At 68.2% G+C, this 25,214-nt stretch carries 29 protein-coding genes and 1 pseudogene; 18 read left to right on the top strand and 12 right to left on the bottom strand.

Annotated features, from left to right (window positions below; genetic code table 11):
- The 6 genes and pseudogenes from AC3WPZ_RS10270 to AC3WPZ_RS10245 all read right to left on the bottom strand — a co-directional run.
- Positions 1-2,342: pseudogene (locus tag AC3WPZ_RS10270) on the bottom strand (hypothetical protein); the annotation flags it as partial.
- Positions 2,343-2,349: 7 nt separating this feature from the next.
- Positions 2,350-4,329, bottom strand: a complete 1,980-nt coding sequence (locus AC3WPZ_RS10265) for an autotransporter assembly complex protein TamA (RefSeq protein ID WP_492434321.1) — start codon at positions 4,327-4,329, stop codon at positions 2,350-2,352.
- A 7-nt stretch (positions 4,330-4,336) separates the two neighbouring features.
- The gene (locus AC3WPZ_RS10260) at positions 4,337-5,524 is read right to left on the bottom strand and encodes a vWA domain-containing protein (RefSeq protein WP_382321565.1); all 1,188 of its coding nucleotides are present in this window, start codon (positions 5,522-5,524) and stop codon (positions 4,337-4,339) included.
- Positions 5,525-5,542: 18 nt separating this feature from the next.
- Positions 5,543-6,136, bottom strand: a complete 594-nt coding sequence (locus AC3WPZ_RS10255; RefSeq protein ID WP_382154891.1) for a GNAT family N-acetyltransferase — start codon at positions 6,134-6,136, stop codon at positions 5,543-5,545.
- A gap of 10 nt (positions 6,137-6,146) precedes the next feature.
- A complete protein-coding gene (locus AC3WPZ_RS10250; RefSeq protein WP_382154894.1) occupies positions 6,147-6,383 on the bottom strand; it encodes a hypothetical protein in 237 nt (78 codons plus the stop codon).
- Positions 6,384-6,390: 7 nt separating this feature from the next.
- Entirely contained in the window at positions 6,391-7,233 is an 843-nt protein-coding gene (locus AC3WPZ_RS10245) for an AAA family ATPase (RefSeq protein ID WP_382154897.1), read from the bottom strand.
- A 118-nt stretch (positions 7,234-7,351) separates the two neighbouring features.
- Between AC3WPZ_RS10245 and AC3WPZ_RS10240 the strand changes: the two genes are divergently transcribed.
- Entirely contained in the window at positions 7,352-8,008 is a 657-nt protein-coding gene (locus tag AC3WPZ_RS10240; protein WP_382154900.1) for a c-type cytochrome, read from the top strand.
- Positions 8,009-8,058: 50 nt separating this feature from the next.
- On the opposite strand, the gene AC3WPZ_RS10235 is transcribed toward AC3WPZ_RS10240, so the two are convergent.
- Entirely contained in the window at positions 8,059-8,493 is a 435-nt protein-coding gene (locus AC3WPZ_RS10235) for a DUF1841 family protein (protein WP_382154903.1), read from the bottom strand.
- 80 nt (positions 8,494-8,573) lie between these two features.
- Here AC3WPZ_RS10235 and pcaF point away from each other — a divergent pair, with 80 nt between their 5' ends.
- Positions 8,574-9,776 (top strand): 3-oxoadipyl-CoA thiolase, encoded by a 1,203-nt coding sequence (pcaF, locus tag AC3WPZ_RS10230; RefSeq protein ID WP_382328339.1) that lies wholly within the window; start codon positions 8,574-8,576, stop codon positions 9,774-9,776.
- 85 nt (positions 9,777-9,861) lie between these two features.
- Here pcaF and AC3WPZ_RS10225 read toward each other — a convergent pair whose 3' ends face one another.
- The gene (locus AC3WPZ_RS10225) at positions 9,862-10,500 is read right to left on the bottom strand and encodes a trimeric intracellular cation channel family protein (protein WP_382321561.1); all 639 of its coding nucleotides are present in this window, start codon (positions 10,498-10,500) and stop codon (positions 9,862-9,864) included.
- A gap of 58 nt (positions 10,501-10,558) precedes the next feature.
- Here AC3WPZ_RS10225 and AC3WPZ_RS10220 point away from each other — a divergent pair, with 58 nt between their 5' ends.
- From AC3WPZ_RS10220 to AC3WPZ_RS10210, 3 genes are all read left to right on the top strand, one after another.
- Entirely contained in the window at positions 10,559-11,320 is a 762-nt protein-coding gene (locus AC3WPZ_RS10220) for a sulfite exporter TauE/SafE family protein (RefSeq protein WP_291121583.1), read from the top strand.
- A 65-nt stretch (positions 11,321-11,385) separates the two neighbouring features.
- Complete coding sequence (locus AC3WPZ_RS10215) at positions 11,386-12,003, top strand: nucleotide-binding protein (RefSeq protein ID WP_291121582.1); 618 nt, start codon at positions 11,386-11,388, stop codon at positions 12,001-12,003.
- Positions 12,004-12,068: 65 nt separating this feature from the next.
- The gene (locus AC3WPZ_RS10210; protein WP_382321559.1) at positions 12,069-12,524 is read left to right on the top strand and encodes a MaoC family dehydratase; all 456 of its coding nucleotides are present in this window, start codon (positions 12,069-12,071) and stop codon (positions 12,522-12,524) included.
- An 18-nt stretch (positions 12,525-12,542) separates the two neighbouring features.
- Here the strand turns inward: AC3WPZ_RS10210 and AC3WPZ_RS10205 are convergent, their stop codons facing one another.
- The 3 genes from AC3WPZ_RS10205 to AC3WPZ_RS10195 form a co-directional block, all read right to left on the bottom strand.
- Positions 12,543-12,878 carry a hypothetical protein gene (locus tag AC3WPZ_RS10205; RefSeq protein WP_382321557.1) on the bottom strand — a complete coding sequence of 112 codons (336 nt, stop codon included), beginning with the start codon at positions 12,876-12,878 and terminating at the stop codon, positions 12,543-12,545.
- A gap of 145 nt (positions 12,879-13,023) precedes the next feature.
- Entirely contained in the window at positions 13,024-13,497 is a 474-nt protein-coding gene (gene trmL, locus AC3WPZ_RS10200; protein WP_382321555.1) for a tRNA (uridine(34)/cytosine(34)/5-carboxymethylaminomethyluridine(34)-2'-O)-methyltransferase TrmL, read from the bottom strand.
- A gap of 14 nt (positions 13,498-13,511) precedes the next feature.
- Positions 13,512-14,237, bottom strand: a complete 726-nt coding sequence (locus AC3WPZ_RS10195) for a ComF family protein (protein WP_382321553.1) — start codon at positions 14,235-14,237, stop codon at positions 13,512-13,514.
- Positions 14,238-14,326: 89 nt separating this feature from the next.
- Between AC3WPZ_RS10195 and AC3WPZ_RS10190 the strand changes: the two genes are divergently transcribed.
- The 8 genes from AC3WPZ_RS10190 to AC3WPZ_RS10155 all read left to right on the top strand — a co-directional run bounded on the left by AC3WPZ_RS10190 (position 14,327) and on the right by AC3WPZ_RS10155 (position 20,736).
- Positions 14,327-15,196, top strand: a complete 870-nt coding sequence (locus tag AC3WPZ_RS10190) for a methyltransferase domain-containing protein (RefSeq protein WP_382325713.1) — start codon at positions 14,327-14,329, stop codon at positions 15,194-15,196.
- Positions 15,197-15,434: 238 nt separating this feature from the next.
- A complete protein-coding gene (locus AC3WPZ_RS10185; protein ID WP_382321551.1) occupies positions 15,435-15,866 on the top strand; it encodes a DUF2244 domain-containing protein in 432 nt (143 codons plus the stop codon).
- 136 nt (positions 15,867-16,002) lie between these two features.
- Complete coding sequence (gene coxB, locus AC3WPZ_RS10180; protein ID WP_382163877.1) at positions 16,003-17,157, top strand: cytochrome c oxidase subunit II; 1,155 nt, start codon at positions 16,003-16,005, stop codon at positions 17,155-17,157.
- Positions 17,158-17,197: 40 nt separating this feature from the next.
- Complete coding sequence (ctaD, locus tag AC3WPZ_RS10175; RefSeq protein ID WP_291121576.1) at positions 17,198-18,823, top strand: cytochrome c oxidase subunit I; 1,626 nt, start codon at positions 17,198-17,200, stop codon at positions 18,821-18,823.
- 28 nt (positions 18,824-18,851) lie between these two features.
- Positions 18,852-18,962 carry a cytochrome oxidase small assembly protein gene (locus AC3WPZ_RS10170; RefSeq protein WP_366834041.1) on the top strand — a complete coding sequence of 37 codons (111 nt, stop codon included), beginning with the start codon at positions 18,852-18,854 and terminating at the stop codon, positions 18,960-18,962.
- A 2-nt stretch (positions 18,963-18,964) separates the two neighbouring features.
- On the top strand, positions 18,965-19,576 hold the full coding sequence (locus tag AC3WPZ_RS10165) for a cytochrome c oxidase assembly protein (protein WP_366834034.1): 612 nt from the start codon (positions 18,965-18,967) through the stop codon (positions 19,574-19,576).
- Positions 19,573-19,785: a DUF2970 domain-containing protein gene (locus AC3WPZ_RS10160; protein ID WP_291121574.1), complete on the top strand. Its 213-nt coding sequence runs from the start codon at positions 19,573-19,575 to the stop codon at positions 19,783-19,785. Before AC3WPZ_RS10165 ends, AC3WPZ_RS10160 begins: the two co-directional genes overlap by 4 nt.
- 69 nt (positions 19,786-19,854) lie before the next feature.
- Positions 19,855-20,736 carry a cytochrome c oxidase subunit 3 gene (locus AC3WPZ_RS10155; RefSeq protein WP_444687273.1) on the top strand — a complete coding sequence of 294 codons (882 nt, stop codon included), beginning with the start codon at positions 19,855-19,857 and terminating at the stop codon, positions 20,734-20,736.
- Between the two features lie 88 nt (positions 20,737-20,824).
- Here AC3WPZ_RS10155 and AC3WPZ_RS10150 read toward each other — a convergent pair whose 3' ends face one another.
- Positions 20,825-21,058 carry a twin transmembrane helix small protein gene (locus tag AC3WPZ_RS10150; RefSeq protein ID WP_137922029.1) on the bottom strand — a complete coding sequence of 78 codons (234 nt, stop codon included), beginning with the start codon at positions 21,056-21,058 and terminating at the stop codon, positions 20,825-20,827.
- A 39-nt stretch (positions 21,059-21,097) separates the two neighbouring features.
- Between AC3WPZ_RS10150 and AC3WPZ_RS10145 the strand changes: the two genes are divergently transcribed.
- The 5 genes from AC3WPZ_RS10145 to AC3WPZ_RS10125 are packed head-to-tail and all read left to right on the top strand — an operon-like array spanning position 21,098 to position 25,173.
- Entirely contained in the window at positions 21,098-21,838 is a 741-nt protein-coding gene (locus tag AC3WPZ_RS10145; protein ID WP_382321549.1) for an SURF1 family protein, read from the top strand.
- Entirely contained in the window at positions 21,819-22,499 is a 681-nt protein-coding gene (locus tag AC3WPZ_RS10140) for an SCO family protein (protein ID WP_382321547.1), read from the top strand. The genes AC3WPZ_RS10145 and AC3WPZ_RS10140 overlap by 20 nt, the downstream gene beginning before the upstream one ends.
- Before the next feature lies 1 nt (position 22,500).
- The gene (locus AC3WPZ_RS10135) at positions 22,501-23,664 is read left to right on the top strand and encodes a COX15/CtaA family protein (RefSeq protein ID WP_492439407.1); all 1,164 of its coding nucleotides are present in this window, start codon (positions 22,501-22,503) and stop codon (positions 23,662-23,664) included.
- Entirely contained in the window at positions 23,661-24,566 is a 906-nt protein-coding gene (gene cyoE / locus AC3WPZ_RS10130; RefSeq protein WP_492439405.1) for a heme o synthase, read from the top strand. The genes AC3WPZ_RS10135 and cyoE overlap by 4 nt, the downstream gene beginning before the upstream one ends.
- Positions 24,567-24,576: 10 nt before the next feature.
- The gene (locus AC3WPZ_RS10125; RefSeq protein WP_444687271.1) at positions 24,577-25,173 is read left to right on the top strand and encodes an SCO family protein; all 597 of its coding nucleotides are present in this window, start codon (positions 24,577-24,579) and stop codon (positions 25,171-25,173) included.
- Positions 25,174-25,214: the final 41 nt, after the last annotated feature.

Here is a 25,214-nt window from a genome sequence, read left to right as displayed (position 1 = left end):
TGGGGGGGGGTGTGGGGGGGGGGGGGGGCGGCCGGGCCGGCGGCCGCGGCCGACACGGCCACCGGGGACGCGGGCGCTGCGCGGCGGCGGAACACGGGCTGCAGCCGCAGCTGGCCGGCGTCGGCCTGCACCTGCAGCGTATCGCCGCGCGCGCCCTGCCATTGCACGCCCAGCGCGTTGGTGCTCTCCAGCGTCCATTCCACGGTGCGGTCGGGCCGCGCGCTGTCGGTGGCCTGCAGTTTCAGCCGGCTGAGTTCCAGGCGGCCGGTGTCGATGTCGGGCTGGCGGGCGTTGCCCAGTTGCAGCACGCCCTGGGTGTCGAGGGCGGCGCGCCAGGGGCCTTGTTCGGCCCGGCCGGCCAGGGTGAGGGCCAGGCGCTCGGGCGGGCCGTTGGCCTGCAGCTGGAGCGCGCTGAGAAGGATGTCCTGCGCCCTGGTGGGGTTGGCCGGATCGCCGGTGGCCACCTCGCGCGCGATGCGCAGGCGCGGCGCGTCCAGGCCGAGCTGCAGGCGCAGCGGGGCGGCCTGGGTGGCGCCGGCCGCCGGCGGCGGGTAGCCCAGCACGCCCAGACCACCTTGCCAGTCGGCGTTGAGCCGGGCGCTGCCTTCGGCCTGCAGGCCCGGCTGGCCGTCCAGCGCGGTGCGGATCGACGGGCCCACGATGGGCAGGGTCTGCAGGCTGCTCACCCAGGCCAGCACGCGGCTGGCGTCGTCCAGGTTGAGGTCCAGGTCGCCGCTGCTTTGGGCGTGCGCGGCCTTGCCCTTCCAGCGGGCCTGCGCACCGGGCAGCTGCAGCGCGAACTGGCCGTCGAAGCTGCGTGCCAGGGTATCGAGCGTGCCCTGGCCGTCCAGCGTGGCGTCGGCCACGCCCAGGCGGGCCTGGCGCAGGTCGAGCACGCCTTGCGTGGCGCTGTCGGCGCTGGGGCGCCAGCGGCCTTTCACATCGAGTTCGCGCAGCCGCAGGCCGGCCAGGGCGCCGCCCCGGGGTTGCGTGCCCGACGGCTGGATGCGCGCGCCCAGGTCGATGGCGGTGTCGACCGTGCGCGCCGTGACGGTGCCGTCGAGCGCGGCGGGGGCGATGCTGCTCCAGAGCTGGGCCGGGTTGATGCGGCGGGCCTGGATCTCGCCCTGCCACTGGCCCAGCGGCGAGGGCTGCGCGCCGCTGGCGGGTTCCCACTGGCCCTGGCCCTGCACACGGCCGCCGCCGAGCTGCGCGTCCAGTTGCGTCAGCGTCCAGCGCGCACCGCGCTGTTCGAGCGCGGCCTCGATCCGGTCGAGCGGCAGGCGCTGCCGGTCGGCCGGCCCGCTGGCGGCGTTGGTGAGCTTCAGCTCGGCGCGCCAGGCCTCGCCCTGGGGCTGGGCCTTCACCGTGCCGCTGAGCAGCGTCACCGGCGCCTGCGGCCAGAAGGCGGCGAGGTCGATGCGGGCCATGGTGGCGTCGGCGGTCTCGATCGGCTGCGGCCACCATGGGCGCAGGCGGGCCTGGGCATCCAGCGTGGGGGCCTGGGCCGGGTCGATGCCTCCGGTGGCCTTGACGCTGGCGCTGGCGTCGAGCGCGGCGTCGGTGGTGGCCAGCACGCCGGTGAGCTTGGCGATGACCTGCAGCGTCACGGGCTCACCGCCCGGCACGGTGGTGCGCACCTCACCGCTGGCGTCCACGCGCAGGGGCATCGGGGCTTGCGCGCCCAGCACCGCCTTGGCCTGGTAGCGGCCGCCGGCCACCTCCACGCTGTCCAGGTCGAACTGGTGCGCGTCGGTCACGCCGAGGTTCCAGGCGCGGTCGGCCGTGCGGTAGCGGTACTGGCCTTTCAGGCCGCTGAGGGTGAGCGGCGATTCGCCAGCCAGCACCAGTTCACCGATCGACCAGGGCAGGGTGACCGGCAGGGGCAGGGTAATGGGTTGCAGAGGCTCGGGTGGGGCCGATGGCGTGGGCGGGCGCTGGTCGTCGATCTGCAGGCGGCCGATGTCGAGCTGCGACAGGCGCACGCCGCGCCCGAGCACGGCGTCGGCCCAGAACCAGTTGCTCAGGCCGATGCGCGTGTCGCTGGCCTGCACGCTCAGGCCGTCGCGCGCCCATTGCAACTGCGTGATCTGGCCGCCTCGCAGCAGGCTGCCCTGCACACCGGCCACTTCCAGCGTGCCGGCCTGCGGCCCCTGCCGGGCCATGAACGATTGACCCCAGCCGATGGCCTGGGCCAGCGAGCCGGGCGAGGCGGCCCACAGGCCGACGCCGAGCAGGACCAGCAACACCAGCACCGCCAGGCCGCCGAACACCCAGCGCACCACGCGGCCGATGCGCGAGGGCGGGGGGGCGATGCGGTCGGGATCGTTGTCGCTGTTCATGCGCCGATCAGAACGTGAAGCCCACATTGAGGTGGATGCGGAAACGCCTGACCTCCAGGCCATAGGCCAGGTCCAGCTGGAGCGGGCCGACCGGGCTGTTGTAGCGGATGCCGGTGCCCACACCCCACACCGGCTTGAGGTCGCCGGCCTTGTTGGCGATGGCGCCGCCGTCGATGAAGAGCACGTTTTCCCAGTTGGAGCGTTGGTCGGCGTTGAAGATGGGGCGCTGCCACTCCAGGCTCACCACCCCTTTGTAGCGGCCGGGCCCAATGCTGCCGTCGGCGCGCGGCACACCGATGTCGCGCAGGCCGTAGCCGCGCACGGTGTTGTCGCCGCCGGTGATGAACAGCTGCGTGTCCGGAATGGGGGCCGAGTCGCGCGCCACCACCGCACCGCCTTCCACGCGCAAGGCCAGGCGGCCCAGCTGCGTGCGCCGCGACGGCGTGCTCACGTCGCGCGGCTGGCCGGGCACCGGGTCGGCGGCCCGGGCGATCGCACCGAGTGGCCAGTAGGTGAGCCAGCGCGCCTGCGTGCGGGTGAAGGGCTGGCGGCTGCTGCCCAGCGTGTAGCCCACCCCCAGTTCCACCGCGAGGCCATAGCCGCGGTTGGGAAACACCTGGTCGTCAAAGCGGCGCCGCGTCCACGCGTAGTTGGCGCTGACGGCGGACCTGGCTTCCTGCTGCGCCGCGGCGGACAGCAGGCTGCTCTTCACATGGGCGCGGTCGTACTGCAGGTAGAAGCTGCGGTCGTATTCGACGCCCAGCTGCGTCTGGCCCACGCGCAGGCGCTGGCTGCTGGTGGTGGTGAAGTCGTCGAGCTGTTTGGCCAGCTGCGCGCCGGCGATCTTGCGCCAGCCGTCGTCGTTCGGGATCGAGCTCCAGTCGGTGCTGGCGAGCTGGTCGTCGCGCTCCAGCTGCAGCTTGCTGACCGCGCGCCAGCCGATGCCGGGCACGCTGTTGTGCGTGTGTTCCAGCGACAGGCGAGCGCCGTTGTCGGTGCTGCCGCCAATGCCGATCACGACCTTCTGCCGCTTGCTCTCGCGCAGCTGCACCATCACCGGCAGGGTCTGTCCGTCGGTCGAGGTCTCGGCGTAGACGAAAACCGAGTCGTAGTAGCCGCTCTCGGCGATGCGGCGTTGCGCGTCCTGCAGTTTCTCGAGGTCGTAGTCGCTACCGGGCGTGAGGCCGGTCAGGCGCACCAGGCGCTCGGCGGTCACGGCGTCGTAGCGCTCGGCCCCTTGCACCACCACCTCGCCCATGCGCATGGGTTTGCCCGAATCGAGTTCGATGTAGAGCCGGGCCTGGTGCGCCTGGGTGTCGATGTCGGCCAGGCTGTTCTGCATCCGGCCCGAGGGGTAGCGCTGGGCGATCAGCCGCCGCAGCGCGGCGGTCTTGGCGCGGTCCCAGTCGGCCTGCGAGAAGGGCAGGCCGGTGATCAGGCCGGCCTCGCGCTCGATGTCGGCGCGCTGCGCCTCGGCCTCGGGCGCGGTGGCGATGTCGCCCACGAAGGACACCGTGACCGAGGCCACCTGCGTGACCGGGCCGGGATCGACCTTCACGGTGATGGTGCCCAGCGAGGCGGGGCTGGTGGTGCGATCACCATCGCTCGTGGCGGCGGCCACCTCGCCCAGCCCGGGGGGCGGGATCACCTCGACCTGGGGCGAGAAATGGCCGAGCGTGGCCAGCAGTTCGCGCACGTTGGCCGGTGCCTGGGCCAGCAGGCGGCTCAGTTCGTTGGCTTCGAGGCTGCGCAGTTCGCGGTAGCGCTGCACCTCCATGTGGCGCAACAGGAAGTCGCGCATGGCCTCGCTGGGCGCCTGCATGTCGATCTCGAAGCGCGCGCCGGCTGGCGTGCGCGCCTCGCGCGGCGGACGCGGCACGTCGGCATCCGTGTCGTCCTGGGCGCGGGCGGCGAGCGGCCACAGCAGGGTCGCGCACAACAGGAAAGGCCATGCCCGGCGGGCATGGCCAGGAAAGGAAAAGGTCATTCGGCCGTTATTTCGAGAGCAGGCGCATCGTGTCTTCAAGCCCCTTCAAGGTCAGCGGGTACATGCGCTGGCCCATCAGCTGCTGAATCACGCTGATGCTCTGTCGATACTGCCACACCCCTTGGGGTTCCGGGTTGATCCACGCAAACTTCGGAAACGCGTGCGTGAGGCGCTGCAGCCACTCGGCGCCGGCCTCCTCGTTGTTGTATTCCACGCTGCCGCCAGGTTGCAATATTTCGTAAGGACTCATCGTGGCATCGCCGACGAAGATGAGTTTGTAGTCCTTGTTGTACTTGCGGATGATGTCCCAGGTCGGGAACTTCTCCGCGTAGCGGCGGCGGTTGTTCTTCCACATGAAGTCGTAGACGCAGTTGTGGAAGTAGTAGAACTCCAGGTGCTTGAACTCGCTCTTGACCGCCGAGAACAGCTCCTCCACGCGCTGGATGTGTTCGTCCATGGTGCCGCCCACGTCCATGAGCAGCAGCACCTTCACGTTGTTGTGCCGCTCCGGGATCATCTTGATGTCCAGGTAGCCGGCGTTCGCGGCGGTGGCGCGGATGGTGTCGGGCAGGTCGAGTTCGAGGTCGTTGCCTTCGCGCGCGAACTTGCGCAGGCGGCGCAGCGCGACCTTGATGTTGCGCGTGCCCAGTTCCTGCGTGTCGTCGTAGTCGCGGTAGGCGCGCTGCTCCCACACCTTCACGGCGGTCTTGTTGCCGCCCTTGCCACCGATGCGGATGCCCTGCGGGTTCTGCCCGCTGTGGCCGAACGGCGAGGTGCCGCCGGTGCCGATCCACTTGCTGCCGCCCTCGTGGCGTTCCTTCTGCTCTTCGAGGCGCTTGCGCAGCGTCTCCATGAGCTCGTCCCAGTCCATCTTCGGCGCGTTGGCCTTCTGCTCTTCGGAGAGGATGCGCTCCATCTCCTGGCGCAGCCAGTCGGCCGGGATCGGCTTGGTGAAGTCCGCGATCATCTCCACGCCCTTGAAGTAGGCGGCGAAGGCGCGGTCGAATTTGTCGTAGTGCTTCTCGTCCTTCACCAGCGCGGTGCGCGCCAGGAAGTAGAAGTCGTCCATGGAGCAGGCCTCTGGGTTGCGCGGTCCCACCACGTCGGCCTGCAGCGCTTCGAGCAGCGTCAGGTACTCTTTGACGGAGACCGGCAGCTTGGCCGAACGCAGGGTGTAGAAGAAATCGATCAGCATGGCGATCTCCCGGGTTCGTCAGGCGTGCATGTCCCGCAGGTACAGCAGCTGGGCCTTGGCCTCGGGCCATTCGCCCGAGCGCATGCTGTACATCACCGTGTCGCGGATGGTGCCGTCGCGGCGCAGGGCGTGGCCGCGGATGACGCCGTCCTTTTTCGCGCCCAGCCGCTCGATCGCGCGCTGCGAGGCGAAGTTGTAATTGTCGGTGCGCCAGCCCACCACGTGGCAGCCCAGCGTGTCGAAGGCGTGGCCCATCATGAGCAGCTTGCACGTGGTGTTCACGTGGGTGCGCTGCACGCTCTGGGCGTACCAGGTGTAGCCGATCTCCACCCGCTTCACCGCCGGCAGGATGTCGTGGTAGCTGGTGCTGCCCAGCACCCGGCCGCTGGCCTCGTCGGTCACGGCGAAGGCAAAGCGGTGGCCCTCGGCGCGCATCTGCAGCGCGGTTTCGATGTAGGCGCGCGTCTGCCCGGGCTCGGGCACCGAGGTGATGCGCAGCTTCCAGAGCTCGCCGTCGGCGGCGGCCGCGCGCAGCCCCTGCTCGTGGTCCAGCGCGAGCGGCACCAGGGCAAGGCCGTTGGCGCGCAGGGTGAGGGGTTCGACGAAGGCCATGGCGTGGAAATCAGGGTGAGGGAGGCGGTGGCGGCGCGATCAGGCGCCGGGCCACCAGCTTGCCGACGCCGCAGCCCAGGGCGATCAGGCCCAGGCCGGCCATCTCGCGCCAGCCGAAGGCATCGGGCGCGGCGAAGAAGTCCAGGCCCAGCTGCTTGCCCAGGGCCCAGCCGGCCAGCGAGCCGATGACGAAGCCCGACGCATCGGCCAGGCCTTCCTTGAATGCATTGCGGGTCTGCTTGTCCATGGCGGGCTCAGCGGTTGCGCTGGTTCATGAAGACCAGCTTCTCGAAGAGCGTGGTGTCCTGCTCGTTCTTGAGCAGCGCGCCCACCAGCGGCGGCACGCTGACCTTGCTGTCGGCGCTCTGCAGGGCTTCGAGCGGGATGTCCTCGGCCATCAGCAGCTTGAGCCAGTCCAGCAGCTCGGAGGTGCTGGGCTTCTTCTTCAGGCCGGGCAGGTTGCGCACGTCGTAGAAGGTCTTCATGGCCGCGGCCAGCAGTTCCTTCTTGAGCTTGGGGAAGTGCACGTCCACGATGCGCTGCATGGTCTCGGCGTCGGGGAACTTGATGTAGTGGAAGAAGCAGCGGCGCAGGAAGGCGTCGGGCAGTTCCTTCTCGTTGTTGGAGGTGATGAACACCAGCGGGCGGTGCTTGGCGCGGATCATCTCGTGCGTTTCGTAGCAGTAGAACTCCATGCGGTCGAGTTCGCGCAGCAGGTCGTTGGGGAACTCGATGTCGGCCTTGTCGATTTCGTCGATCAGCAGCGCGACCGGCTCGTCCGCCGTGAAGGCCTGCCACAGCACGCCCTTGACGATGTAGTTGTGGATGTCCTTCACGCGCTCGTCGCCCAGCTGCGAATCGCGCAGGCGGCTCACCGCGTCGTACTCGTACAGGCCCTGTTGCGCCTTGGTGGTGCTCTTGATGTGCCACTGCAGCAGCGGCAGCTTGAGCGCCCCGGCCACTTCCTCGGCGAGCATGGTCTTGCCGGTGCCAGGCTCGCCCTTGACGAGCAGCGGGCGCTTGAGGGTGATGGCGGCGTTCACCGCCAGCATCAGGTCTTGCGTGGCAACGTAATTCTCGGAACCTTGGAATTTCATGAAAAAGCGCCTTGTGCGAAGGTTGGCGGGGGTGTGGCCGGGGCTGAGGACCAGTCTATATAATCAGGGGTTGATTTTCTCAGCCGGTTCCATTCATTGTGCTTGCAAAATGATTCCAATGTTGTCCACGATCGCCCGCACCCTTGTCGCCGCTGCGACCCTCTCCGTCGCTCTCGCTGCCCAGGCCCAGGGCGTCACGGGTGATGTGCAAGCCGGCCACAAGAAGGCCGAAATGTGCATCGGTTGCCACGGCATCGTCGGCTACCAGAACAGCTTCCCCGAGATCCACAAGGTCCCCAAGATCTCGGGCCAGTCGGACAAGTACATCGTGGCGGCGCTCCACGCCTACAAGAAGGGCGACCGCAAGCACCCCACCATGCGCGGCATCGCGGGCTCGCTGAGCGAGCAGGACATGGCCGATCTGGGCGCCTACTACGCGTCGCAGGCCGACAAGGCCGCCCCCGAAGCGCCCCGCACCGCCAGCACCGCGGCCGCCGCGCTGATCGAGAAGGGCGCCTGCGCCTCCTGCCACGGCGCCAACTTCAGCAAGCCGATCGACCCGAGCTACCCCAAGATCGGCGGCCAGCACGCCGACTACCTGTTCTTCGCGCTCAAGGCCTACACGGTCGAAGGCAACAACATGATCGGCCGCTCCAACGGCATCATGGCCGGCATCGCCAAGCAGTACACCCCGGCCGAAATGCGCGAGATCGCCAAGTACCTGTCCACGGTGGACGGTGAACTCAAGGTCGTGCCGCAATCGCGCTTCCGCTGACCTGCCGCCACCCATCAAGAAAGCCGCTCATCGAGCGGCTTTTTTTGTGGTCAGTCCCGCGTGGCCCTGCGCCGCACCGCGTCGATGTAGGCCTGCCCGTCGGGTGGCCGGCCCGCGCGCTGGCTTTCCCAGAGCATGCTGCCCAGGCACTCCATCACCTCGTGGTGCGCCACATGCAGGTCGCCGCGCCGCGCGGCCAGCAGCTCCACCGCCTGGCGGATGCCCGGGGGCTGGTCGATGCTGCATTGCTCGCTGATGGACAGGTGCATGGACAGGTGCAGGAAGGGGTTGTCGCGGCCGCTGTCGGGCTCGCCCAGGCGCGCCAGGGCCGCGTCCACGTCGGACAGTTCGGCGTGGTACTCGCTGTGCTCGGCGATCCATTGGCCGGCCAGGGTTTCGATGGCCTCCATGGGTTGTTGCAGCAACTGTTTCTGGTGAACGGCGCAGAAGAAGCGCCGCACGTCGGCTTGGGATGGGCTGAACATGGTGCGGGGATTCTCCCGCATGCCGCGCACCCCTGCGCCCGGCTTGGGTACAGTCGCAGGTTGACCTGAGGAGAACACACATGAACCAAGCCTTCATCTGCGACGCGATTCGCACCCCCTTCGGCCGCTACGGCGGCGCCCTCTCCAGCGTGCGTGCCGACGACCTCGGTGCGATCCCGCTCAAGGCGCTGATGCAGCGCAACCCCGGCGTGGACTGGGCCGCCGTGGCCGACATCCTCTTTGGCTGCGCCAACCAGGCCGGCGAAGACAACCGCAACGTCGCGCGCATGGCCGGCCTGCTCGCCGGCCTGCCGCTGGAGCTGCCCGGCGCCACCATCAACCGCCTGTGCGGCTCCGGCCTGGACGCCGTGGGCTCGGCCGCGCGCACCATCAAGGCCGGTGAAGCCGGCCTGATGATCGCCGGCGGCGTGGAGAGCATGAGCCGCGCGCCCTTCGTGATGCCCAAGGCCGAGAGCGCCTTCAGCCGCGCCAACGCGGTCTACGACACCACCATCGGCTGGCGCTTCGTCAACAAGCTCATGAAGGCCCAGTACGGCGTGGACTCCATGCCCGAGACGGCCGAGAACGTGGCGACCGATTACAAGATCGAGCGCGAGGCGCAGGACCGCATGGCGCTGGCCAGCCAGCTCAAGGCCGTGGCCGCGCAGAAGGCGGGCCACCTCGCGCGCGAGATCACGCCGGTGACCATCGCGCAGAAGAAGGGCGATCCGCTGGTGGTGGACAAGGACGAACACCCGCGCGAGACCAGCCTGGAAGCGCTGGCCAAGCTCAAGGGCGTGGTGCGCCCCGATGGCACGGTGACGGCAGGCAACGCCAGTGGCGTGAACGACGGCGCCTGCGCGCTGCTGCTGGCCGACGAGGCCACGGCGGCGAAGAACGGCCTGACGCCCAAGGCGCGCATCGTGGGCATGGCCACGGCCGGCGTGGCGCCGCGCGTGATGGGCATTGGCCCGGCGCCGGCCACACAGAAGGTGCTGGCGCTCACCGGGCTGAAGCTGGAGCAGCTGGACGTGATCGAGCTCAACGAGGCCTTTGCCGCGCAGGGCCTGGCGGTGCTGCGCATGCTGGGGCTCAAGGACGACGACGAGCGCGTGAACGCCTGGGGCGGTGCGATCGCATTGGGCCACCCGCTGGGCGCCAGCGGCGCGCGGCTGGCGACCACGGCGGTCAACCGCCTGCACGCCACCGGTGGCCGCTACGCGCTGTGCACCATGTGCATTGGCGTGGGCCAGGGCATCGCGCTCGTGATCGAAAAGGTCTGAGGGCGAGCCCGCCGCCGGGCCGCCCCAAGGCCGGGCTCAGCCCCCTCGGGGGGCTGCGACCCGCGCAGCGGCGGAGCGTGGGGGCCTACAACTTCCACGCGGGAAGCTGCCAGTTGCGCCACAGGGCCAGGCCTCGCAGGCCGGCCGTGAACACCACGCAGGCCACCAGGGCGATCCAGCCCGGGGCCTCGATCTCCCACAGTCCCACGTAAAGCCAGCCACCGGCGAAGGCGCAGAGCGCATAGGGGCGGTGGTCCTTGAAGGCGGTGGGGATCTCGTTGCAGACCACGTCGCGCAGCACGCCACCGAACACGCCGGTGATCAGGCCCATGAGCACGGCCACCAGCGCCGGCATGTTCAGCAGCAAGGCCTGGTGCACGCCGGTGGCGGTGAACAGGCCCAGGCCCAGCGCATCGGGCCACTGGATGGCGCGCTCGGTGAGCTTCATGTGGCGCCCGCGCAGGAACACCATGGCGAGCACGCACAGCCCGAGCACGCCCCAGAGCAGCTCGACGTGGCGCACCCAGAAGAACGGGCGCTGATCGAGCAACAGGTCGCGCAGGGTGCCGCCGCCGAAGGCGGCCAGGAAGCCCACCACCGCCACGCCCACGGCGTCCAGCCGCATGCGCGCGCCCATGAGGATGCCGGAGAGTGCAAAGGCCACCGTGGCCGCCAGCTCGACCAGCAGGCGCAGGGTCTCGCCCCAGAACTGAATGTTGTGCATGCGCCGATTCTCGCCGGGCGGGAGGCAAGGGCATTCGCCTGCGGCGACAATCGCGCGCTTGAACTTCCCGCTCATCACCGATCCCTCGTTCTACCTCGTCGCGATTCCCGCGGTGCTCCTGCTGGGCATCAGCAAGAGCGGCTTTGGCGCCGGCTTTGGTTCCCTGGCCGTGCCCTTGATGGCGCTGGCGGTCACGGTGCCGCAGGCCGCCGCCATCCTGATGCCGGTGCTGCTGCTGATGGACCTGCTGGGCATGGCGGCCTTCCGCAAGAACTTCGACCGCCGCCTGCTGATGTTCCTCGTGCCCTGCAGCCTGGTCGGCCTCGTGGTCGGGGCCTTGCTTTTCAAATGGCTCGATTCTCGCGTGGTGGCGGGCATGGTGGGCGTGTTCACCCTGGTGTTCCTGGCGCAGCGCCTGCTGTTTCCGCCGCGCCCCGACAGCGCGCCGCCGCCGCGCTGGGTGGGTGCGCTGCTCACGGTGACCTCGGGTTTCACGAGCTTCGTGGCGCACGCCGGTGGGCCGCCGCTCAACGCCTACGTGATCCCGATGCGTCTGTCGCCAGCGGTCTTCACCGGCACGCTGGCCTACCTGTTCTTCTTCGTCAACCTCGCCAAATGGGTGCCGTACGCCTGGCTCGGTCTGCTCGATCTGCGCAACATGGCGACCTCGCTGGCGCTGCTGCCGTTCGCCCCGTTCGGGGTCTGGCTCGGGGTCTACATTGCCAAGCGCATCGAGCCTCAGCTGTTCTACCGGCTCATCTATGTGGGGATGTTCCTGACCGGTTGCAAACTGGTGTGGGACGCGGTGGCGATAACATAGCGCCCGATACCCCCCTCCCCATCACGCTGTCCGTGTGGGGCGTCCCGCACACAAAGGAGCTTTTCATGCCCATCGTGGTGGTTGCGAATCCCAAAGGAGGCGTTGGCAAGTCCACGCTGTCGACCAACGTCGCCGGCTACTTTGCCCGCCAGGGTCACTCGGTCATGCTGGGCGATGCCGATCGCCAGCAGTCGTCGGCCCTCTGGCTGCGCCTGCGCCCACCCGAGGCCCGGCCGATCCAGACCTGGGAGGTTTCGCAGGACCTGATCGCGCGGCCGCCCAAGGACGTCACCCACGTGGTGCTCGATACCCCCGCTGGTTTGCATGGCTGGCGCTTCAAGGACGTGCTCAAGATCGCCGACAAGGTGCTGGTGCCGTTGCAGCCCAGCATCTTCGACATCTACGCCACGCGCGCCTTCATCGATGAGTTGGCCGAGTCCCGCCGTGCGGGCCAGCTGCAGGTGGGCATCGTGGGCATGCGGGTGGACATGCGCACCATCGCGGCCGACAAGCTCGGCGAGTTCGTGACCGGGCTGGGCCTGCCCGTGCTGGGCGCCTTGCGCGACACGCAGAACTACGTGCACCTCGCGGCGCGCGGGCTCACGCTGTTCGACGTCACGCCCAGCCGGGTCGAGAAGGACCTCAAGCAGTGGCAGGGCATCTGCGAGTGGCTTGATCGCTGACACCCGGCGGTGCCGTGTCGCCGGCCCGACATGCGCGGCGCGGGGCCGGCGATACAGTGGCTCGCATGAAAACCTTTGAATCCCTGGCCGATCTGGCGGCTTGCGTGGGCCAGGAAGTGGCCGTCAGCGAATGGGTGGTGATCACCCAGGAGCAGGTCAACCGCTTCGCCGAGGCCACTGGCGACCACCAATGGATCCACGTGGACGTGGAACGCGCCAAGGCCGGGCCGTTCGGTGGGCCGATCGCGCACGGCTTTCTCACGCTGTCCTTGCTGCCGGTGTTCTTCGAGTCCTCTTTCGATATCCGGAACACGCGCATGGGGGTGAACTACGGCCTGAACCGCGTGCGCTTCACCGCGCCGGTGCCGGTGGGCAGCCGTTTGCGCGCGCGCCTGACGCTGCAGGCCATCGAGTCCATCGAACAGGGTGGGCAGCAGATGACCTGGGGCGTGGTGGTGGAGCGCGAGGGGGCCGACAAGCCGGTGTGCTTCGCCGAATCGCTGGTGCGCCAGTACCCCTGAGCGCGCGGGCAGGCCGGCCTACTTGATGCGGATGAGCTGCTTGGGCTCGAGCCAGCCTTCGAAGTACTGAATCAGCCGGTTGATGCGCTCGGCGGCGACCGACTGGTTGTGCCGCTGCGAGATGAGCTGGTACGCGTCGTTGCGCAGCAGCCAGAGTTCCTGCGGCGTGTGGGCCTGATCGATCTGTTTGCGCAGCCGGATCGCGGGTGTGCCGGGGCAGTCCTCGATGCTGCGCTCGAGATGGCGCCGGATGCGCGCCAACTCCTTGAGGCTGGGGCTCTTGGGCGCGCGCTGTCGAGACGCGAGGTTCACGCGGAAGATCCGGGTGAGGACAGAAATCAGGGCGGTCTCCATGCAGGCGGTCCGTGATGCGCAGAGTGGCGATCGGGCCGCCGCCCACAGGGTGTGGAGCCGCGCGGTCCCGATCAGGTTGGCAAGCCTATGTTGCGCGTTTCGCGCGCGATGTGATCTATGCCGTGCGCCACTTGCGTGACCTGCGTCACGGAACCGGCATCGCAAACTGCCGCTGGCGCCAGGCCTCGAACACGGTCACCGCCACGGCGTTCGACAGGTTGAGGCTGCGCTGGCCAGGCACCATGGGCAGCCGCAGGCGCTGCGTGGGCGCAAAGGACTCGCGCAGCGCGTCGGGCAGCCCCCGCGTCTCGGAGCCGAACACCAGCCAGTCGCCGGCCTGGAAGGTGTTGTCGAACACGCTGTGGCTGCCCCGGGTGGTGAAGGCGAACATGCGCTGCGGGTCCGGTGCTTCGGTCTGCAGGAAGCTGGCCCAGTCCGCGTGGCGGCGCAGATCGGCGTACTCGTGGTAGTCGAGCCCCGCGCGGCGCATGTGGCGGTCATCCATGGAGAAGCCCAGGGGCTCGATGAGGTGCAGGGTGCACCCGGTGTTCGCGCTGAGCCGGATCACGTTGCCGGTGTTGGGCGGGATTTCAGGTTGGACGAGGACGATGTGGAACATGGTGGCGGGCGAGCTTACCGCGCTGGCGTGCGCGCGAACACCAGCGCGCTGACCCGGACCGCCCCTGCCTGCAGCAAGGCCTGGGCCGCTGCCTGCAGCGTGGCGCCGGTGGTGGTCACGTCGTCCACCAGCAGCACGTGCCGGCCGTGCAGCCGGGGCGCGTGCAACGGGTGGGCGGCGAACACGCCTTGCAGGTTGCGCAGGCGCTGCTCACGGGGCAGGCTGTGCTGGTCGGGGGTCTCGGTCAGGCGGACCAGCGCCTCGGCCAGGGCCGGCGCCCGGGCGGCAGGCGTGCTCGCGCGCCGCAGGGCTTTCACCAGCTCCCAGGCCTGGTTGTAGCCGCGCCCGGCCAGGCGCGCCGGGGTGAGTGGCACAGGGGCGAGGAGGTTGCATGACGAGAGCAGGGCGCCGGCCTGCGGTGCCTGCAGCATCCGCCGCGCGAAAGGCCCGGCCCAGCCAGGCTCCTGGCGGAACTTGAAGCGGGCGATCAGGCCGTCCCAAGGGTAGGCATAGTCCACAGCCGCCGCGCAGGCGTGCAGCGCGGCCGGCGTGGGCCGGGTGAGACAGGCCCCACACAGCGGCACGTCCACGGGCACGCGGTCGGCACACGCCGTGCAGCGGGGCGCCTCGTCCTGGAACCGCGCCGCGCAGGCCTCGCACACCGCGCTCGATGGCCAGGCGCCGCAGACCTGGCAGGTGCCGGGCAGGGAATTCCAGAGCGTGCGCCAGGGGTTGAGCATGGGGCCAATATACTGGCGCGGCCTTGTTGTCCCGCCCGCCGGCATCCCGTTTGAACACCTCCACCCCCACTGAAACCCCCGTGCCCGACATGGACCCGGTCGCGGCCCTGCGCTGGCAGCAACGCGCCGCGACGACCAGTCCGTGGCTGCACGAAGAGGTGGCCTCGCGCATGGCCGAACGCCTGAAATGGTTCCGCGAGCCGCCCGCCAGCTGGATGCACTGGGAGCCCGTGGGCGGCGGGCTGCTCGCGCACCAGCAGCTCCGGTCTCAGTTGCCCGACGCGCCCTGCCACGTGGCCGCACAGCGCCTGCCCGAGGCCTTGCAGGCCACCCGGGAAGGGGGCGGGCCGGGCTGGAACCCCCTGAACTGGGGGCGCAGCCGAGGCCCGCAGGCGGCGAACGCCGACACCCGGGTGGGCATGCTCTGGGCCAACATGGCCTTGCACACCGAGCCACGGCCGCAAACGCTGCTCAAGCGCTGGAACGCACACATCGAGACCAACGGCTTCCTGATGTTTTCCTGCCTGGGGCCGGACAGCCTGCGCGAACTGCGCGTGGTGTACGCGGCACAAGGCTGGCCCGAGCCGGCCCACGCCTTCACCGACATGCACGACTGGGGCGACATGCTGGTGCACAGCGGGTTTGCCGAGCCGGTGATGGACATGGAGCGCATCACCCTCTCGTACAGTGGGGCGGAACCCTTGCTGGCCGAGCTGCGCAGCCTGGGCCGCAACCTTCATTCGGGCCGGTTTGCCGCCTGTCGGTCGCGGGGCTGGCGTGCGCGGCTGTGCGAGGCGATCGAAACGGGCCTGCCGCGCGCGGCCGACGGCCGGCTGCTGCTGACCTTCGAAATCATCTACGGCCACGCCTTCAAGCCCACGCCGCGAGTGCCCATGGGGCCTGCGACGACGGTGCCGATGGAAGACATGCGTGCCATGCTGCGGGGCCGCAGGGGCTGAGCCGGGCTGGCGGCGGGCCGTTTCTCGCCTGGAGATACCGCATTGTCCGAGTCGGATGGGGCGGCTTTGCAGCCGGGCGGCACCCTTCTCGCCGCTACAATTGGAGGCGATCCAAGTTTCAAGGGGATTTTCCCTGCGTCAACGCGCGCGCCTTCGGGCGCAGCGCGGCTTGAACCGGTGGTGGGTGGTGAACCTTACCTGCAACGCTCATCGTTTCGCGACCGAGTCTGAACAAGGCATGGAGTGGTCGCTGAAGCGCAACTGTTCGGTCACGCCCGCACAACTGGGATGGCTCTATGCCTCCATGTGTGTCGTGTCGTTGGGTGTGGCCGGATTCTTCTGGTCGCAAGGTGCAACGCTGGTGCTGCCTTTCGCGGTGCTGGAGTTGATCGTGGTGGCGGTGGCCTTTCTGGCCTATGCCCGCCACGCCACCGACGGCGAACGCATCCGCTTGCTGGAAGGCCGGCTGGTGGTGGAGCAGGAGATGGCGGGACGGACGAAGCGGTGCGAGTTCGCCCGTGAGTGGGTGCAGGTGGAGCCGCGGGGAGAAGACGACCAGATGGTCGAACTCCGCTGCGGCGGCCAGTCGGTGAGGGTGGGGCGCTTTCTGCGCCCCGAACTGCGGCCGGTGCTGGCGCGGGAGATACGCCAGGCCTTGCGTGGCGCGTGATGGTGGGGTTTTGGGTAGGTGTGCCCGGAAAATTTGTTCTAATCGGCATTGATATAAATCAATACTTATATTTGAGGCGCTTAAAGTGAGTACGACGAATAAAAAGGTGCATTCCCTGCGAAACCGGTGGGCCACGATCCGCGCCGTGGCAACCACGCTGGCCTTGGGCGCAGGCGCCTGGTCCACGGTCGCTGCTCAGGCGGTCAAGGACCTCGCTGGCGGCCCGGCGGTCAACCAGCTGAACTTCCACCCCCCGGTGACCCGCATCGCCGAGGAGCAGCACTGGCTGCACTGGTTCATGATGGTCCTGTGCGCCGTCATCTTCGTCATCGTCTTCGGCGTGATGTTCTATTCCATCCTGAAGCACCGCAAGGCGGCCGGGCACAAGGCCCAGGAGCTGCCGGAGCCGATCTGGGTGGAGCTGGGCTGGACCATCGTCCCGCTGCTCATCGTCATCGGCATGGCCCTGCCCGCCACCAAGGTGCTGGTGGCCCAGAAGGACACCACCAACAGCGACCTGACCATCAAGGCCACGGGCATGCAGTGGAAGTGGGGCTACGACTACATCAAGGGCGAGGGCGAGGGCATCGGTTTCCTCTCCACCCTGGACAACAACCAGCGCGTGATGTCCAACAGCGGCAAGCCCGAAGCCACGGACGACTACCTGCTCAAGGTGGACAACCCGCTCGTGGTGCCCGTGAACAAGAAGGTGCGCATCATCACGACCGCCAACGACGTGATCCACGCCTGGATGGTGCCGGCCTTCGGCGTCAAGCAGGATGCGATTCCCGGCTTCGTGCGCGACACTTGGTTCCGCGCCGAGAAGACCGGCGACTTCTACGGTCAGTGCGCCGAACTCTGCGGCAAGGAGCACGCCTACATGCCGATCCACGTGAAGGTGGTGTCGGCCGAGGAATACACCGCCTGGGTGACCGAGCGCCAGAAGGCCATGGCCGCTGCCGCCGATGACCCGAGCAAGGTCTGGACGCTGGCCGACCTGGTCAAGCGCGGCGAGTCCGTCTACGCCGCCAACTGCGCGGCCTGTCACCAGGCCAACGGCAAGGGCGCCGGCCCGATCAAGCCCCTCGATGGCTCCGCGATCGTGACCGACACCGACCACGCCAAGATGATCAATGTGCTGCTGCACGGTGCGGCAGGCGGCGCCATGCCGGCCTGGAAGCAGCTGTCCGACACCGAGCTGGCCGCGGTCATGACCTACGCCAAGAACAACTGGTCGAACAAGACCGAACAGATCGTGCAGCCGGCCGAAGTGCTGGCCGCCCGCAAGTGATCTGTTGACAGAAAAACATTGAGTCTCAAAGGAATCGACCATGAGTGCAGTTCTTGACCACCACGACGCACACGGCCACGACGATCACCACGACCACCATGCCCCCACGGGCTGGCGCCGCTGGGTCTACGCCACCAACCACAAGGACATCGGCACGCTGTACCTGCTGTTCGCCTTCACCATGCTGATGGTGGGCGGCGTGCTGGCCCTGCTGATCCGCGCCGAGCTGTTCCAGCCCGGCCTGCAGCTGGTGAACCCCGAGCTGTTCAACCAGCTCACCACCATGCACGGCCTGATCATGGTGTTCGGCGCCATCATGCCGGCCTTCGTGGGCTTCGCGAACTGGATGATTCCGCTGCAGATCGGCGCGTCCGACATGGCCTTCGCGCGGATGAACAACTTCAGCTTCTGGCTGATGATTCCCGCGGCCATCATGCTCGTGGCCTCGTTCTTCATGCCCGGCGGCGCACCCGCCGCCGGCTGGACGCTCTACGCGCCGCTGACGCTGCAGATGGGCCCCTCGATGGACGCCGGCATCTTCGCCATGCACATCCTGGGCGCGTCCTCGATCATGGGCTCGATCAACATCATCGTGACCATCCTGAACATGCGCGCACCCGGCATGACGCTGATGAAGATGCCCATGTTCTGCTGGACCTGGCTCATCACCGCCTACCTGCTGATCGCCGTGATGCCCGTGCTGGCCGGCGCCATCACCATGACGCTGACCGACCGCCACTTCGGCACCAGCTTCTTCAACCCCGCCGGCGGCGGCGACCCGGTGATGTACCAGCACATCTTCTGGTTCTTCGGCCACCCCGAGGTCTACATCATGATCCTGCCGGCCTTCGGCATCGTGAGCCAGGTCGTGCCCGCCTTCGCGCGCAAGAAGCTGTTCGGCTACGCCTCCATGGTGTACGCCACCGGCTCCATCGCCATCCTGTCCTTCGTCGTGTGGGCCCACCACATGTTCACCACCGGCATGCCGGTGACGGGCCAGCTGTTCTTCATGTACTCCACCATGCTGATCGCCGTGCCCACGGGCGTGAAGATCTTCAACTGGATCGCCACCATGTGGAAGGGCTCGATGACCTTCGAGACCCCCATGCTGTGGGCCGTCGGCTTCATCTTCGTGTTCACCATCGGTGGCTTCACCGGCCTGATCCTGTCGGTCGCGCCGATCGACATCCAGATGCAGGACACCTACTACGTGGTGGCCCACTTCCACTACGTGCTGGTGGCCGGCTCGCTGTTCGCCATGTTCTCGGGCATCTACTACTGGCTGCCCAAGTGGACCGGCGTGATGTACAGCGAAACGCGCGGCAAGATCCACTTCTGGTGGTCGATGATCTCGTTCAACATCACCTTCTTCCCGATGCACTTCCTGGGTCTGGCCGGCATGCCCCGCCGCTACGCCGACTACCCGATGCAGTTCGCCGACTTCAACGCGATCGCCTCGGTGGGCGCGTTCGGCTTCGGTCTGGCGCAGGTGTACTTCTTCCTGGCCGTGGTCGTGCCCGCCATGCGCGGCAAGGGCGAGAAGGCCCCCCAGAACCCCTGGGAAGGCGCCGTGGGCCTGGAGTGGGAAGTGCCGTCGCCGGCACCGTTCCACACCTTCGAAAACCCGCCCAAGCTCGACGCGACCGCCACCAAGGTGATCGGCTAAGCCTTTTCACGCCATGTCTGCCAACGTCATGACACCCGAACAGAAGAAGAACAACCGCCGCCTGGGCCTGATCCTCGCGTCCGTGGCCGTGGTGTTCTTCCTCGGCTTCGTGGGCAAACGCTTCCTGCTGGGCTTCTGACCATGGCCGTTCAGCGCGAAAACCTCAAGATGGTGGGCAAGCTCTGCGTGATCGCGCTGGGCATGTTCGCGTTCGGCTACGCGCTGGTGCCGATCTACCGGCATATCTGCGAGGCCCTGGGCATCAACGTGCTGGCGGTGTCGGAACTGCGTGTGCCCGGTGCCGCGAGCCTGCCTGCGAACACGCAGGTGGACCGCACGCGCACCATCACCGTCGAATTCGACACGAACGCCCGCGGCCCCTGGCACTTCAAGCCGGCCGTGCGCTCGCTGCAGGTGCATCCGGGCGAGCTCACCACGGTGATGTACGAGTTCCAGAACATCCAGAACCGCACGATGGCGGCACAGGCGGTGCCCAGCTACGCCCCCAAACAGGCGGCCGCGCACTTCAACAAGCTCGAGTGCTTCTGCTTCACGCAGTACACCCTGCAGGCCGGAGAGAAGAAAGAATGGCCGGTGGCCTTCGTCATCGATCCCCGGCTGTCCAAGGACGTGTCCACCATCACCCTGTCGTACACCTTCTTCGAGGTGGGCGGCAAGGTGCCGGCCGCGCCGACCGATGACGCGCCGCAGGCCCAAAGCCCGGCCACGCTCAAACCCACGGGGGACGTATGACCACACCCACACCTGCTCATCAACGCAAGGGCTCTTTCATCGACACGGTCAAGGCCGTGGCCTGGGGCTTTCTCGGCGTGCGCCGCAACGCCGACTACCAGAAGGACATCGCCAAGCTCAATCCGCTGCACCTGATGGCGGTGGGCGTGGGCATGGCGATCCTGTTCGTGGCGGTGCTGATCGTGGTGGTGAACTGGGTCGTCGGCTGAGACACGGCGACCCGAGACGATTTTTGATTTTTGACATTAGATACAAGCGAAAGCACAACAGGAGTGAGCATGTCAGCAGCAACCCACGGCACGACGCCCTACTACTTCGTCCCTGGACCCTCGCGCCATCCGGTGATGGCCGCCATCGGCCTTTTCTTCGTCATCCTGGGTGCCGGGCAGTGGATCAACGGCCACGGCTGGGGCGCGTATTCGCTGGCGTTCGGCCTGGTGTTCTGGCTGTTCGTGCTGTTCCAGTGGTTCAGCGAGTCGGTGCGTGAAAGCGAAAGCGGCATGTATGGCCACAAGATCGACCTGTCGTACCGCTGGAGCATGAGCTGGTTCATCTTCTCGGAGGTGATGTTCTTCGGCGCCTTCTTCACCGCCCTGTGGTGGACGCGCACGCACTCCGTGCCGGCGCTGGGCAACATCGAGAACGCGCTGATCTGGCCCGACTTCTCGGCCGTCTGGCCCAGCCTGCAGGCCGGTGCCACCGCCTCGCCCGGTGGCATCGTCGAGCCCTTCCAGACCATGGGCCCGTTCTGGCTGCCCACCATCAACACCGCGCTGCTGCTGACCTCGGGCGTGACGCTGACCATTGCCCACCACGCGCTGCAGGTCGGCAACCGTGGCAAGACCATCGCCTTCATGTGGGTGACCGTGCTGCTGGGCATCGTCTTCCTGTTCGTGCAGGGCTATGAGTACGCCCACGCCTATGCCGACCTGAACCTCAAGCTCTCCTCGGGCGTGTTCGGCTCCACCTTCTTCATGCTCACCGGTTTCCACGGCTTCCACGTGTTCGTCGGCATGCTGATGCTCTTGTTCATCACCCTGCGCCTGCAGAAGGGTCACTTCACGGCCCAGCGCCACTTCGGCTTCGAAGGCGCGGCCTGGTACTGGCACTTCGTGGACGTGGTGTGGCTGGGCCTGTACATCCTCGTCTACTGGATGTGATTGGGTTGGGTGGTGCGTCCACCTTCCTCGGGCAACTGCCACAAAAAAGCGCCTTCCGGCGCTTTTTTGCTGAAGGGGCCCGACGGTTCTAGCCGCGCAGCGGCAGGCCGGTGGGCTGGATCCAGCCCATCAGGTAGCTGATGAGCACCACGACGAAGAGCAGGATGGAAAAACCGACCCGAAACGCCAGCGCGCGCGCCATGTGGTTCTTGCGCGGCGTGCCGTCCTCCTCGGTGTCGCTGCCGCCGCGCATCATGTACACCAGGGCGGCGGCGAGACTTCCAATGATGGCAACGAATGCCGCGATGACCAGGTACTTCATGCGCTCCATTATCCGTGCCCGGGCCAGGGTGGCTTGACCATGCGGCGCTCCACCTGGCGTTTCTGGATTGTGACCGCCGCGACCGCGCTCACCATGGCGGCCACGGCCTCGCTGGGCCTGTGGCAGCTCGATCGCGCGGCGCAGAAACTGGCCTTGCAGGCGCAGATCAACGAGCGCGGCGGGTTGGCCGCCTGGGACACGCAAGAACTTCTGGATTCCGCCGATGCCACGGCTGGCGTGCACCGCCCCGTGCGCCTGAGCGGCACCTGGGTGCCCGGGCGCACCGTGTTCCTGGACAACCGGCAGATGAACACGCGGGTGGGCTTCTTCGTGGTGACGCCGCTGCGGCTCGAGGGCAGCGAGCGCGTGGTGCTGGTGCAGCGCGGCTGGGTGCCGCGCGATTTCACCGACCGCAACCGCGTGCCCGAGGTCCCCACCCCGGCGGGCCTGGTGCGGCTGGAAGGCCGATTGGCCCCCCCGCCCGGCAAGCTATACGAGCTCGGCGCGGCGGGCACGGGGGTGATCCGGCAAAATATCGACCTTGCGGCGTTCGCGCAGGAAACCGGGCTGCCCTTGCTGGCGGTGTCCGTGCTGCAGACCGATGCCGCCGCCGATGGCCTGCTGCGCGAGTGGCCGCGCGTCGCGATCGACGTGCAGAAGCACCACGGCTATGCCTTCCAGTGGTTCGCCCTGTGTGCCCTCGCGGGCTTCCTCTATCTCTGGTTCCAAATCCTCTCCCCCCGCCGAAAGCGCAGATCCCATGGCACAGACGCCCGATGAACCCCTGACCCTGACCGTGCACAGCCTGCCGCAACTGGACCAGGCCAGCGCGGACGCGGCGGCCAGCACGCGCAAGGGCCGCTGGAAGATGCTGGGCCTGATGCTGGTGTGCGCCGCGCCGGTCATCGCGTCGTACTTCATGTACTACGTGGTGCGCCCCGAAGGCCGGCAGAACTACGGCGAGCTGATCGATCCCCAGCGCCCGCTGCCGGCCTGGACCGGCACCGACGCACAAGGCCGCGCCGTCCCCATGAGCAGCCTCAAGGACCAGTGGCTGCTCGTGAGCGTGGCCGACAGCGCCTGCAACGACGCCTGCGTGGAGCATCTGTACCTGCAGCGCCAGCTGCGCGAAACCCTGGGCCGCGAAAAGGACCGGCTGGACTGGGTCTGGCTGCGCACCGGGGACGCCGCGCTGCCCGAGCCACTGCAGAAGGCCACGGCCCCCGCCGTCGTGCTGCAGGTGGACCCGCAGGCCGTGGCCGGCTGGCTTCAGCCCGCGCCCGGTCAGAAGATCGAGGACCACCTGTACGTCGTCGATCCGCTGGGCAACTGGATGATGCGTTTCCCCGCCAAGCTCGACCCCAAGCAGGCCAAGCGCGACCTGGACCGCCTGCTGCGCGCCTCCTCGTCCTGGGACAAGGAAGGTCGCCCCGCGAACTGACATGGACGCCCAACCCCTGTACGACCTCGCGCCGGTGGCGCGCCTGATGCTTCTGGGCGTGGTGATCGCGCTCGGGCCGCTGGCCTGGGTGTGGCTGCGCAACCGCCATGCGCCGCCCGCGCACCGCTTGCGGGTGCTCACGCTCATCACGCTCTTCCTCACCTTCGACCTCGTGCTGTTCGGTGCCTTCACGCGCCTCACCGACTCCGGCCTGGGCTGTCCCGATTGGCCAGGTTGCTACGGCAGCGTGAGTCCGGTGGGCGCGAGCACCTCGATCGCGGCCGCGCAGGAAGCCATGCCGCACGGCCCGGTCACCTTCTCCAAGGCCTGGATCGAGATGATCCACCGCTACCTCGCCACCGCCGTGGGCGTGCTGATCCTGGTGCTCTCCATGGTCAGCTGGGTCGAGCGCAGGCGCCTGAGCGTGTCCTACGTGTGGCCGCTGGTCACGTTGGTGTGGGTCTGCCTGCAGGGCGCGTTCGGCGCGTTGACCGTGACCATGAAGCTGTTCCCCGCCATCGTCACGCTGCACCTGCTGGGCGGCCTGGGGCTGCTCGCGCTGTTGCGCGCGCAGTCGGTGGGCTACGCGCTGGCCGAGCCGGGCCACACCGGGCCCGTGCCGCTGCCGGGCCGCCTGCGTTGGGCGCTGGGCGCGGTGTTCGTGCTGCTGTGGCTGCAGATCGCCCTCGGTGGCTGGGTCAGCACCAACTACGCCGTGCTGGTGTGCGGCGAGTTTCCCACCTGCCAGGGCAGCTGGTGGCCGGCGATGAACTTCCGCGAGGGCTTCACGCTCTGGCGCGAGCTGGGCCAGAACCACACCGGCGAACTCATCACCTTTCCCGCGCTGACCGCCATCCACTACGTGCACCGCCTCATGGCCTACCTCGTGCTGGCCGCCATGCTCTGGCTGGGCTGGCGCCTGTGGTCGGTGGACGGCATGCGACCCGCCGCGCGCGCGCTGCTCCTGCTGGCCGCCTGGCAGTTCGCCAGCGGCCTGACCAACGTGGTGCTCGACTGGCCGCTGCTGGCCGCCGTGGGCCACACCGGCGGCGCGGCCGCGCTGGTGATCGTGCTCACCGGCGCGCTCTGCGGCACGCGCCGCGCCCGCCAGCGCGATGCCGCTTCGTCCGCCACTTCCCTGCACCTGTCCACACCGATCCGATGAGCACCGCGCCCACCCCTCCTGTTGCCGCCGCGCTGCCCTCGGTCTGGCGCCAGTACCACGCGCTGACCAAGCCGCGCGTGATCCAGCTCATCGTGTTCTGCGCCCTCATCGGCATGGTGCTGGCCGTGCCCGGCGCACCCACCTGGGCCCAGGTGCAGCTCGCGGCCATCGCCTGCTTCGGCATCTGGCTGGTGGCTGGTGCCGCCGCGGCCTTCAACTGCGTGGTCGAGCAGCACATCGACGCGAAGATGAAGCGCACCGCCTGGCGCCCCACCGCCAAGGGCCAGCTCACCAACGGCAAGACACTCACCTTCTCGGCCGTGTTGTGCGTCGCCGGTTCGGCCGTGCTCTACCTCTGGGTCAACCCGCTGACCATGTGGCTCACCTTCGCCACCTTCGTGGGCTACGCGGTGGTCTACACCGTGATCCTCAAGCCGCTCACGCCGCAGAACATCGTGATCGGTGGCGCCTCGGGCGCCATGCCGCCGGTGCTGGGCTGGGCCGCGATGACCGGCGTGGTGTCGCCCGAGGCGCTGATCCTGTTCCTCATCATCTTCCTCTGGACACCGCCGCACTTCTGGGCGCTGGCCCTGTACCGGGTGGAGGACTACCGCAAGTCCGGCCTGCCCATGCTGCCGGTCACGCACGGCTCCGAGTTCACGCGCCTGCAGATCCTGCTCTACACCTTCGTGCTGTTCGCCGCCTGCCTCATGCCTTTCGTGATGCGCATGAGCGGCTGGATCTACCTCGTGGTCGCGGTGGTGCTGAGCATCGGTTTCTGCGGCTATGCCTTCGCGCTCTGGCGCAACTACTCCGATGCGCTCGCGCGCAAGACCTTCCGTTTCTCCCTCATTCATCTCGCGGTGCTCTTCGCCGCGCTGCTGATCGATCACTATATCTGAGTCCCGAGCCATGAACCGTCGACAACTTCTCGCCCTGAGCCTGGGCACCGTGGCCCTCACCGCCTGCAGCGACAAGGCCGACGCGCCGGCCGCGTTCGCCGGCATCGACATCACCGGCGCCGACTACGCCACCGGTTTCTCGCTCACCGACCACAACGGCCAGCCGCGCACCCTGGCCGATTTCAAGGGCAAGGCGGTCGTGATCTTCTTCGGCTTCACCCAGTGCCCCGACGTCTGCCCCACCTCCATGACCGAGCTGGCCGAGGCCAAGCGCCTGCTCGGCGCCGACGGTGAGCGCCTGCAGGGCCTGTTCGTCAGCGTGGACCCGGAGCGCGACACGCCCGAGGTCATGAAGCAGTACGTGGCCAGCTTCGACCCGAGCTTCCTGGCCCTCTACGCGGCGCCGGGCGAGCTGCCCGCGCTGGCCAAGAGCTACAAGATCTACTACAAGAAGGTCGAAGGCCCCACGCCCACGAGCTACACCATGGACCACTCGGCCGGCAGCTACGTGTACGACCCGCAGGGTCGCATCCGCCTGTACAACCGCTACGGCAGCGGCGCGGCCGCGCTGGCGGGCGATCTGAAGAAGCTGCTCGCGGGCGCCTAAGATCGGCCTAAGCCAAGCCCCGCACCATGGACGCGGGGCGC

It is taken from the genome of Hydrogenophaga sp. FW305-3-2-15-A-LB1 (assembly GCF_058787875.1).
The sequence above is the reverse complement of the archived record's forward strand: the minus strand, read 5'-3'. Positions and strand labels throughout refer to the sequence as shown.

What these genes read in the sequence shown, in the direction of transcription:
- pcaF (WP_382328339.1), top strand. Translation starts at nt 8,574, where the DNA reads ATGAACCAAGCCTTCATCTGCGACGCGATTCGCACCCCCTTCGGCCGC.
- AC3WPZ_RS10260 (WP_382321565.1), bottom strand. Translation starts at nt 5,524, where the DNA reads ATGCTGATCGATTTCTTCTACACCCTGCGTTCGGCCAAGCTGCCGGTC.
- AC3WPZ_RS10195 (WP_382321553.1), bottom strand. Translation starts at nt 14,237, where the DNA reads ATGCTCAACCCCTGGCGCACGCTCTGGAATTCCCTGCCCGGCACCTGC.
- AC3WPZ_RS10150 (WP_137922029.1), bottom strand. Translation starts at nt 21,058, where the DNA reads ATGAAGTACCTGGTCATCGCGGCATTCGTTGCCATCATTGGAAGTCTC.
- AC3WPZ_RS10265 (WP_492434321.1), bottom strand. Translation starts at nt 4,329, where the DNA reads ATGACCTTTTCCTTTCCTGGCCATGCCCGCCGGGCATGGCCTTTCCTG.
- AC3WPZ_RS10190 (WP_382325713.1), top strand. Translation starts at nt 14,327, where the DNA reads ATGGACCCGGTCGCGGCCCTGCGCTGGCAGCAACGCGCCGCGACGACC.
- AC3WPZ_RS10235 (WP_382154903.1), bottom strand. Translation starts at nt 8,493, where the DNA reads ATGTTCAGCCCATCCCAAGCCGACGTGCGGCGCTTCTTCTGCGCCGTT.
- AC3WPZ_RS10145 (WP_382321549.1), top strand. Translation starts at nt 21,098, where the DNA reads ATGCGGCGCTCCACCTGGCGTTTCTGGATTGTGACCGCCGCGACCGCG.
- AC3WPZ_RS10245 (WP_382154897.1), bottom strand. Translation starts at nt 7,233, where the DNA reads ATGAAATTCCAAGGTTCCGAGAATTACGTTGCCACGCAAGACCTGATG.
- AC3WPZ_RS10185 (WP_382321551.1), top strand. Translation starts at nt 15,435, where the DNA reads ATGGAGTGGTCGCTGAAGCGCAACTGTTCGGTCACGCCCGCACAACTG.
- AC3WPZ_RS10255 (WP_382154891.1), bottom strand. Translation starts at nt 6,136, where the DNA reads ATGGCCTTCGTCGAACCCCTCACCCTGCGCGCCAACGGCCTTGCCCTG.
- AC3WPZ_RS10165 (WP_366834034.1), top strand. Translation starts at nt 18,965, where the DNA reads ATGGCCGTTCAGCGCGAAAACCTCAAGATGGTGGGCAAGCTCTGCGTG.
- ctaD (WP_291121576.1), top strand. Translation starts at nt 17,198, where the DNA reads ATGAGTGCAGTTCTTGACCACCACGACGCACACGGCCACGACGATCAC.
- cyoE (WP_492439405.1), top strand. Translation starts at nt 23,661, where the DNA reads ATGAGCACCGCGCCCACCCCTCCTGTTGCCGCCGCGCTGCCCTCGGTC.
- AC3WPZ_RS10225 (WP_382321561.1), bottom strand. Translation starts at nt 10,500, where the DNA reads ATGCACAACATTCAGTTCTGGGGCGAGACCCTGCGCCTGCTGGTCGAG.
- AC3WPZ_RS10140 (WP_382321547.1), top strand. Translation starts at nt 21,819, where the DNA reads ATGGCACAGACGCCCGATGAACCCCTGACCCTGACCGTGCACAGCCTG.
- trmL (WP_382321555.1), bottom strand. Translation starts at nt 13,497, where the DNA reads ATGTTCCACATCGTCCTCGTCCAACCTGAAATCCCGCCCAACACCGGC.
- AC3WPZ_RS10210 (WP_382321559.1), top strand. Translation starts at nt 12,069, where the DNA reads ATGAAAACCTTTGAATCCCTGGCCGATCTGGCGGCTTGCGTGGGCCAG.
- AC3WPZ_RS10205 (WP_382321557.1), bottom strand. Translation starts at nt 12,878, where the DNA reads ATGGAGACCGCCCTGATTTCTGTCCTCACCCGGATCTTCCGCGTGAAC.
- AC3WPZ_RS10250 (WP_382154894.1), bottom strand. Translation starts at nt 6,383, where the DNA reads ATGGACAAGCAGACCCGCAATGCATTCAAGGAAGGCCTGGCCGATGCG.
- AC3WPZ_RS10125 (WP_444687271.1), top strand. Translation starts at nt 24,577, where the DNA reads ATGAACCGTCGACAACTTCTCGCCCTGAGCCTGGGCACCGTGGCCCTC.
- AC3WPZ_RS10170 (WP_366834041.1), top strand. Translation starts at nt 18,852, where the DNA reads ATGACACCCGAACAGAAGAAGAACAACCGCCGCCTGGGCCTGATCCTC.
- AC3WPZ_RS10155 (WP_444687273.1), top strand. Translation starts at nt 19,855, where the DNA reads ATGTCAGCAGCAACCCACGGCACGACGCCCTACTACTTCGTCCCTGGA.
- AC3WPZ_RS10160 (WP_291121574.1), top strand. Translation starts at nt 19,573, where the DNA reads ATGACCACACCCACACCTGCTCATCAACGCAAGGGCTCTTTCATCGAC.
- AC3WPZ_RS10135 (WP_492439407.1), top strand. Translation starts at nt 22,501, where the DNA reads ATGGACGCCCAACCCCTGTACGACCTCGCGCCGGTGGCGCGCCTGATG.
- AC3WPZ_RS10215 (WP_291121582.1), top strand. Translation starts at nt 11,386, where the DNA reads ATGCCCATCGTGGTGGTTGCGAATCCCAAAGGAGGCGTTGGCAAGTCC.
- AC3WPZ_RS10240 (WP_382154900.1), top strand. Translation starts at nt 7,352, where the DNA reads ATGTTGTCCACGATCGCCCGCACCCTTGTCGCCGCTGCGACCCTCTCC.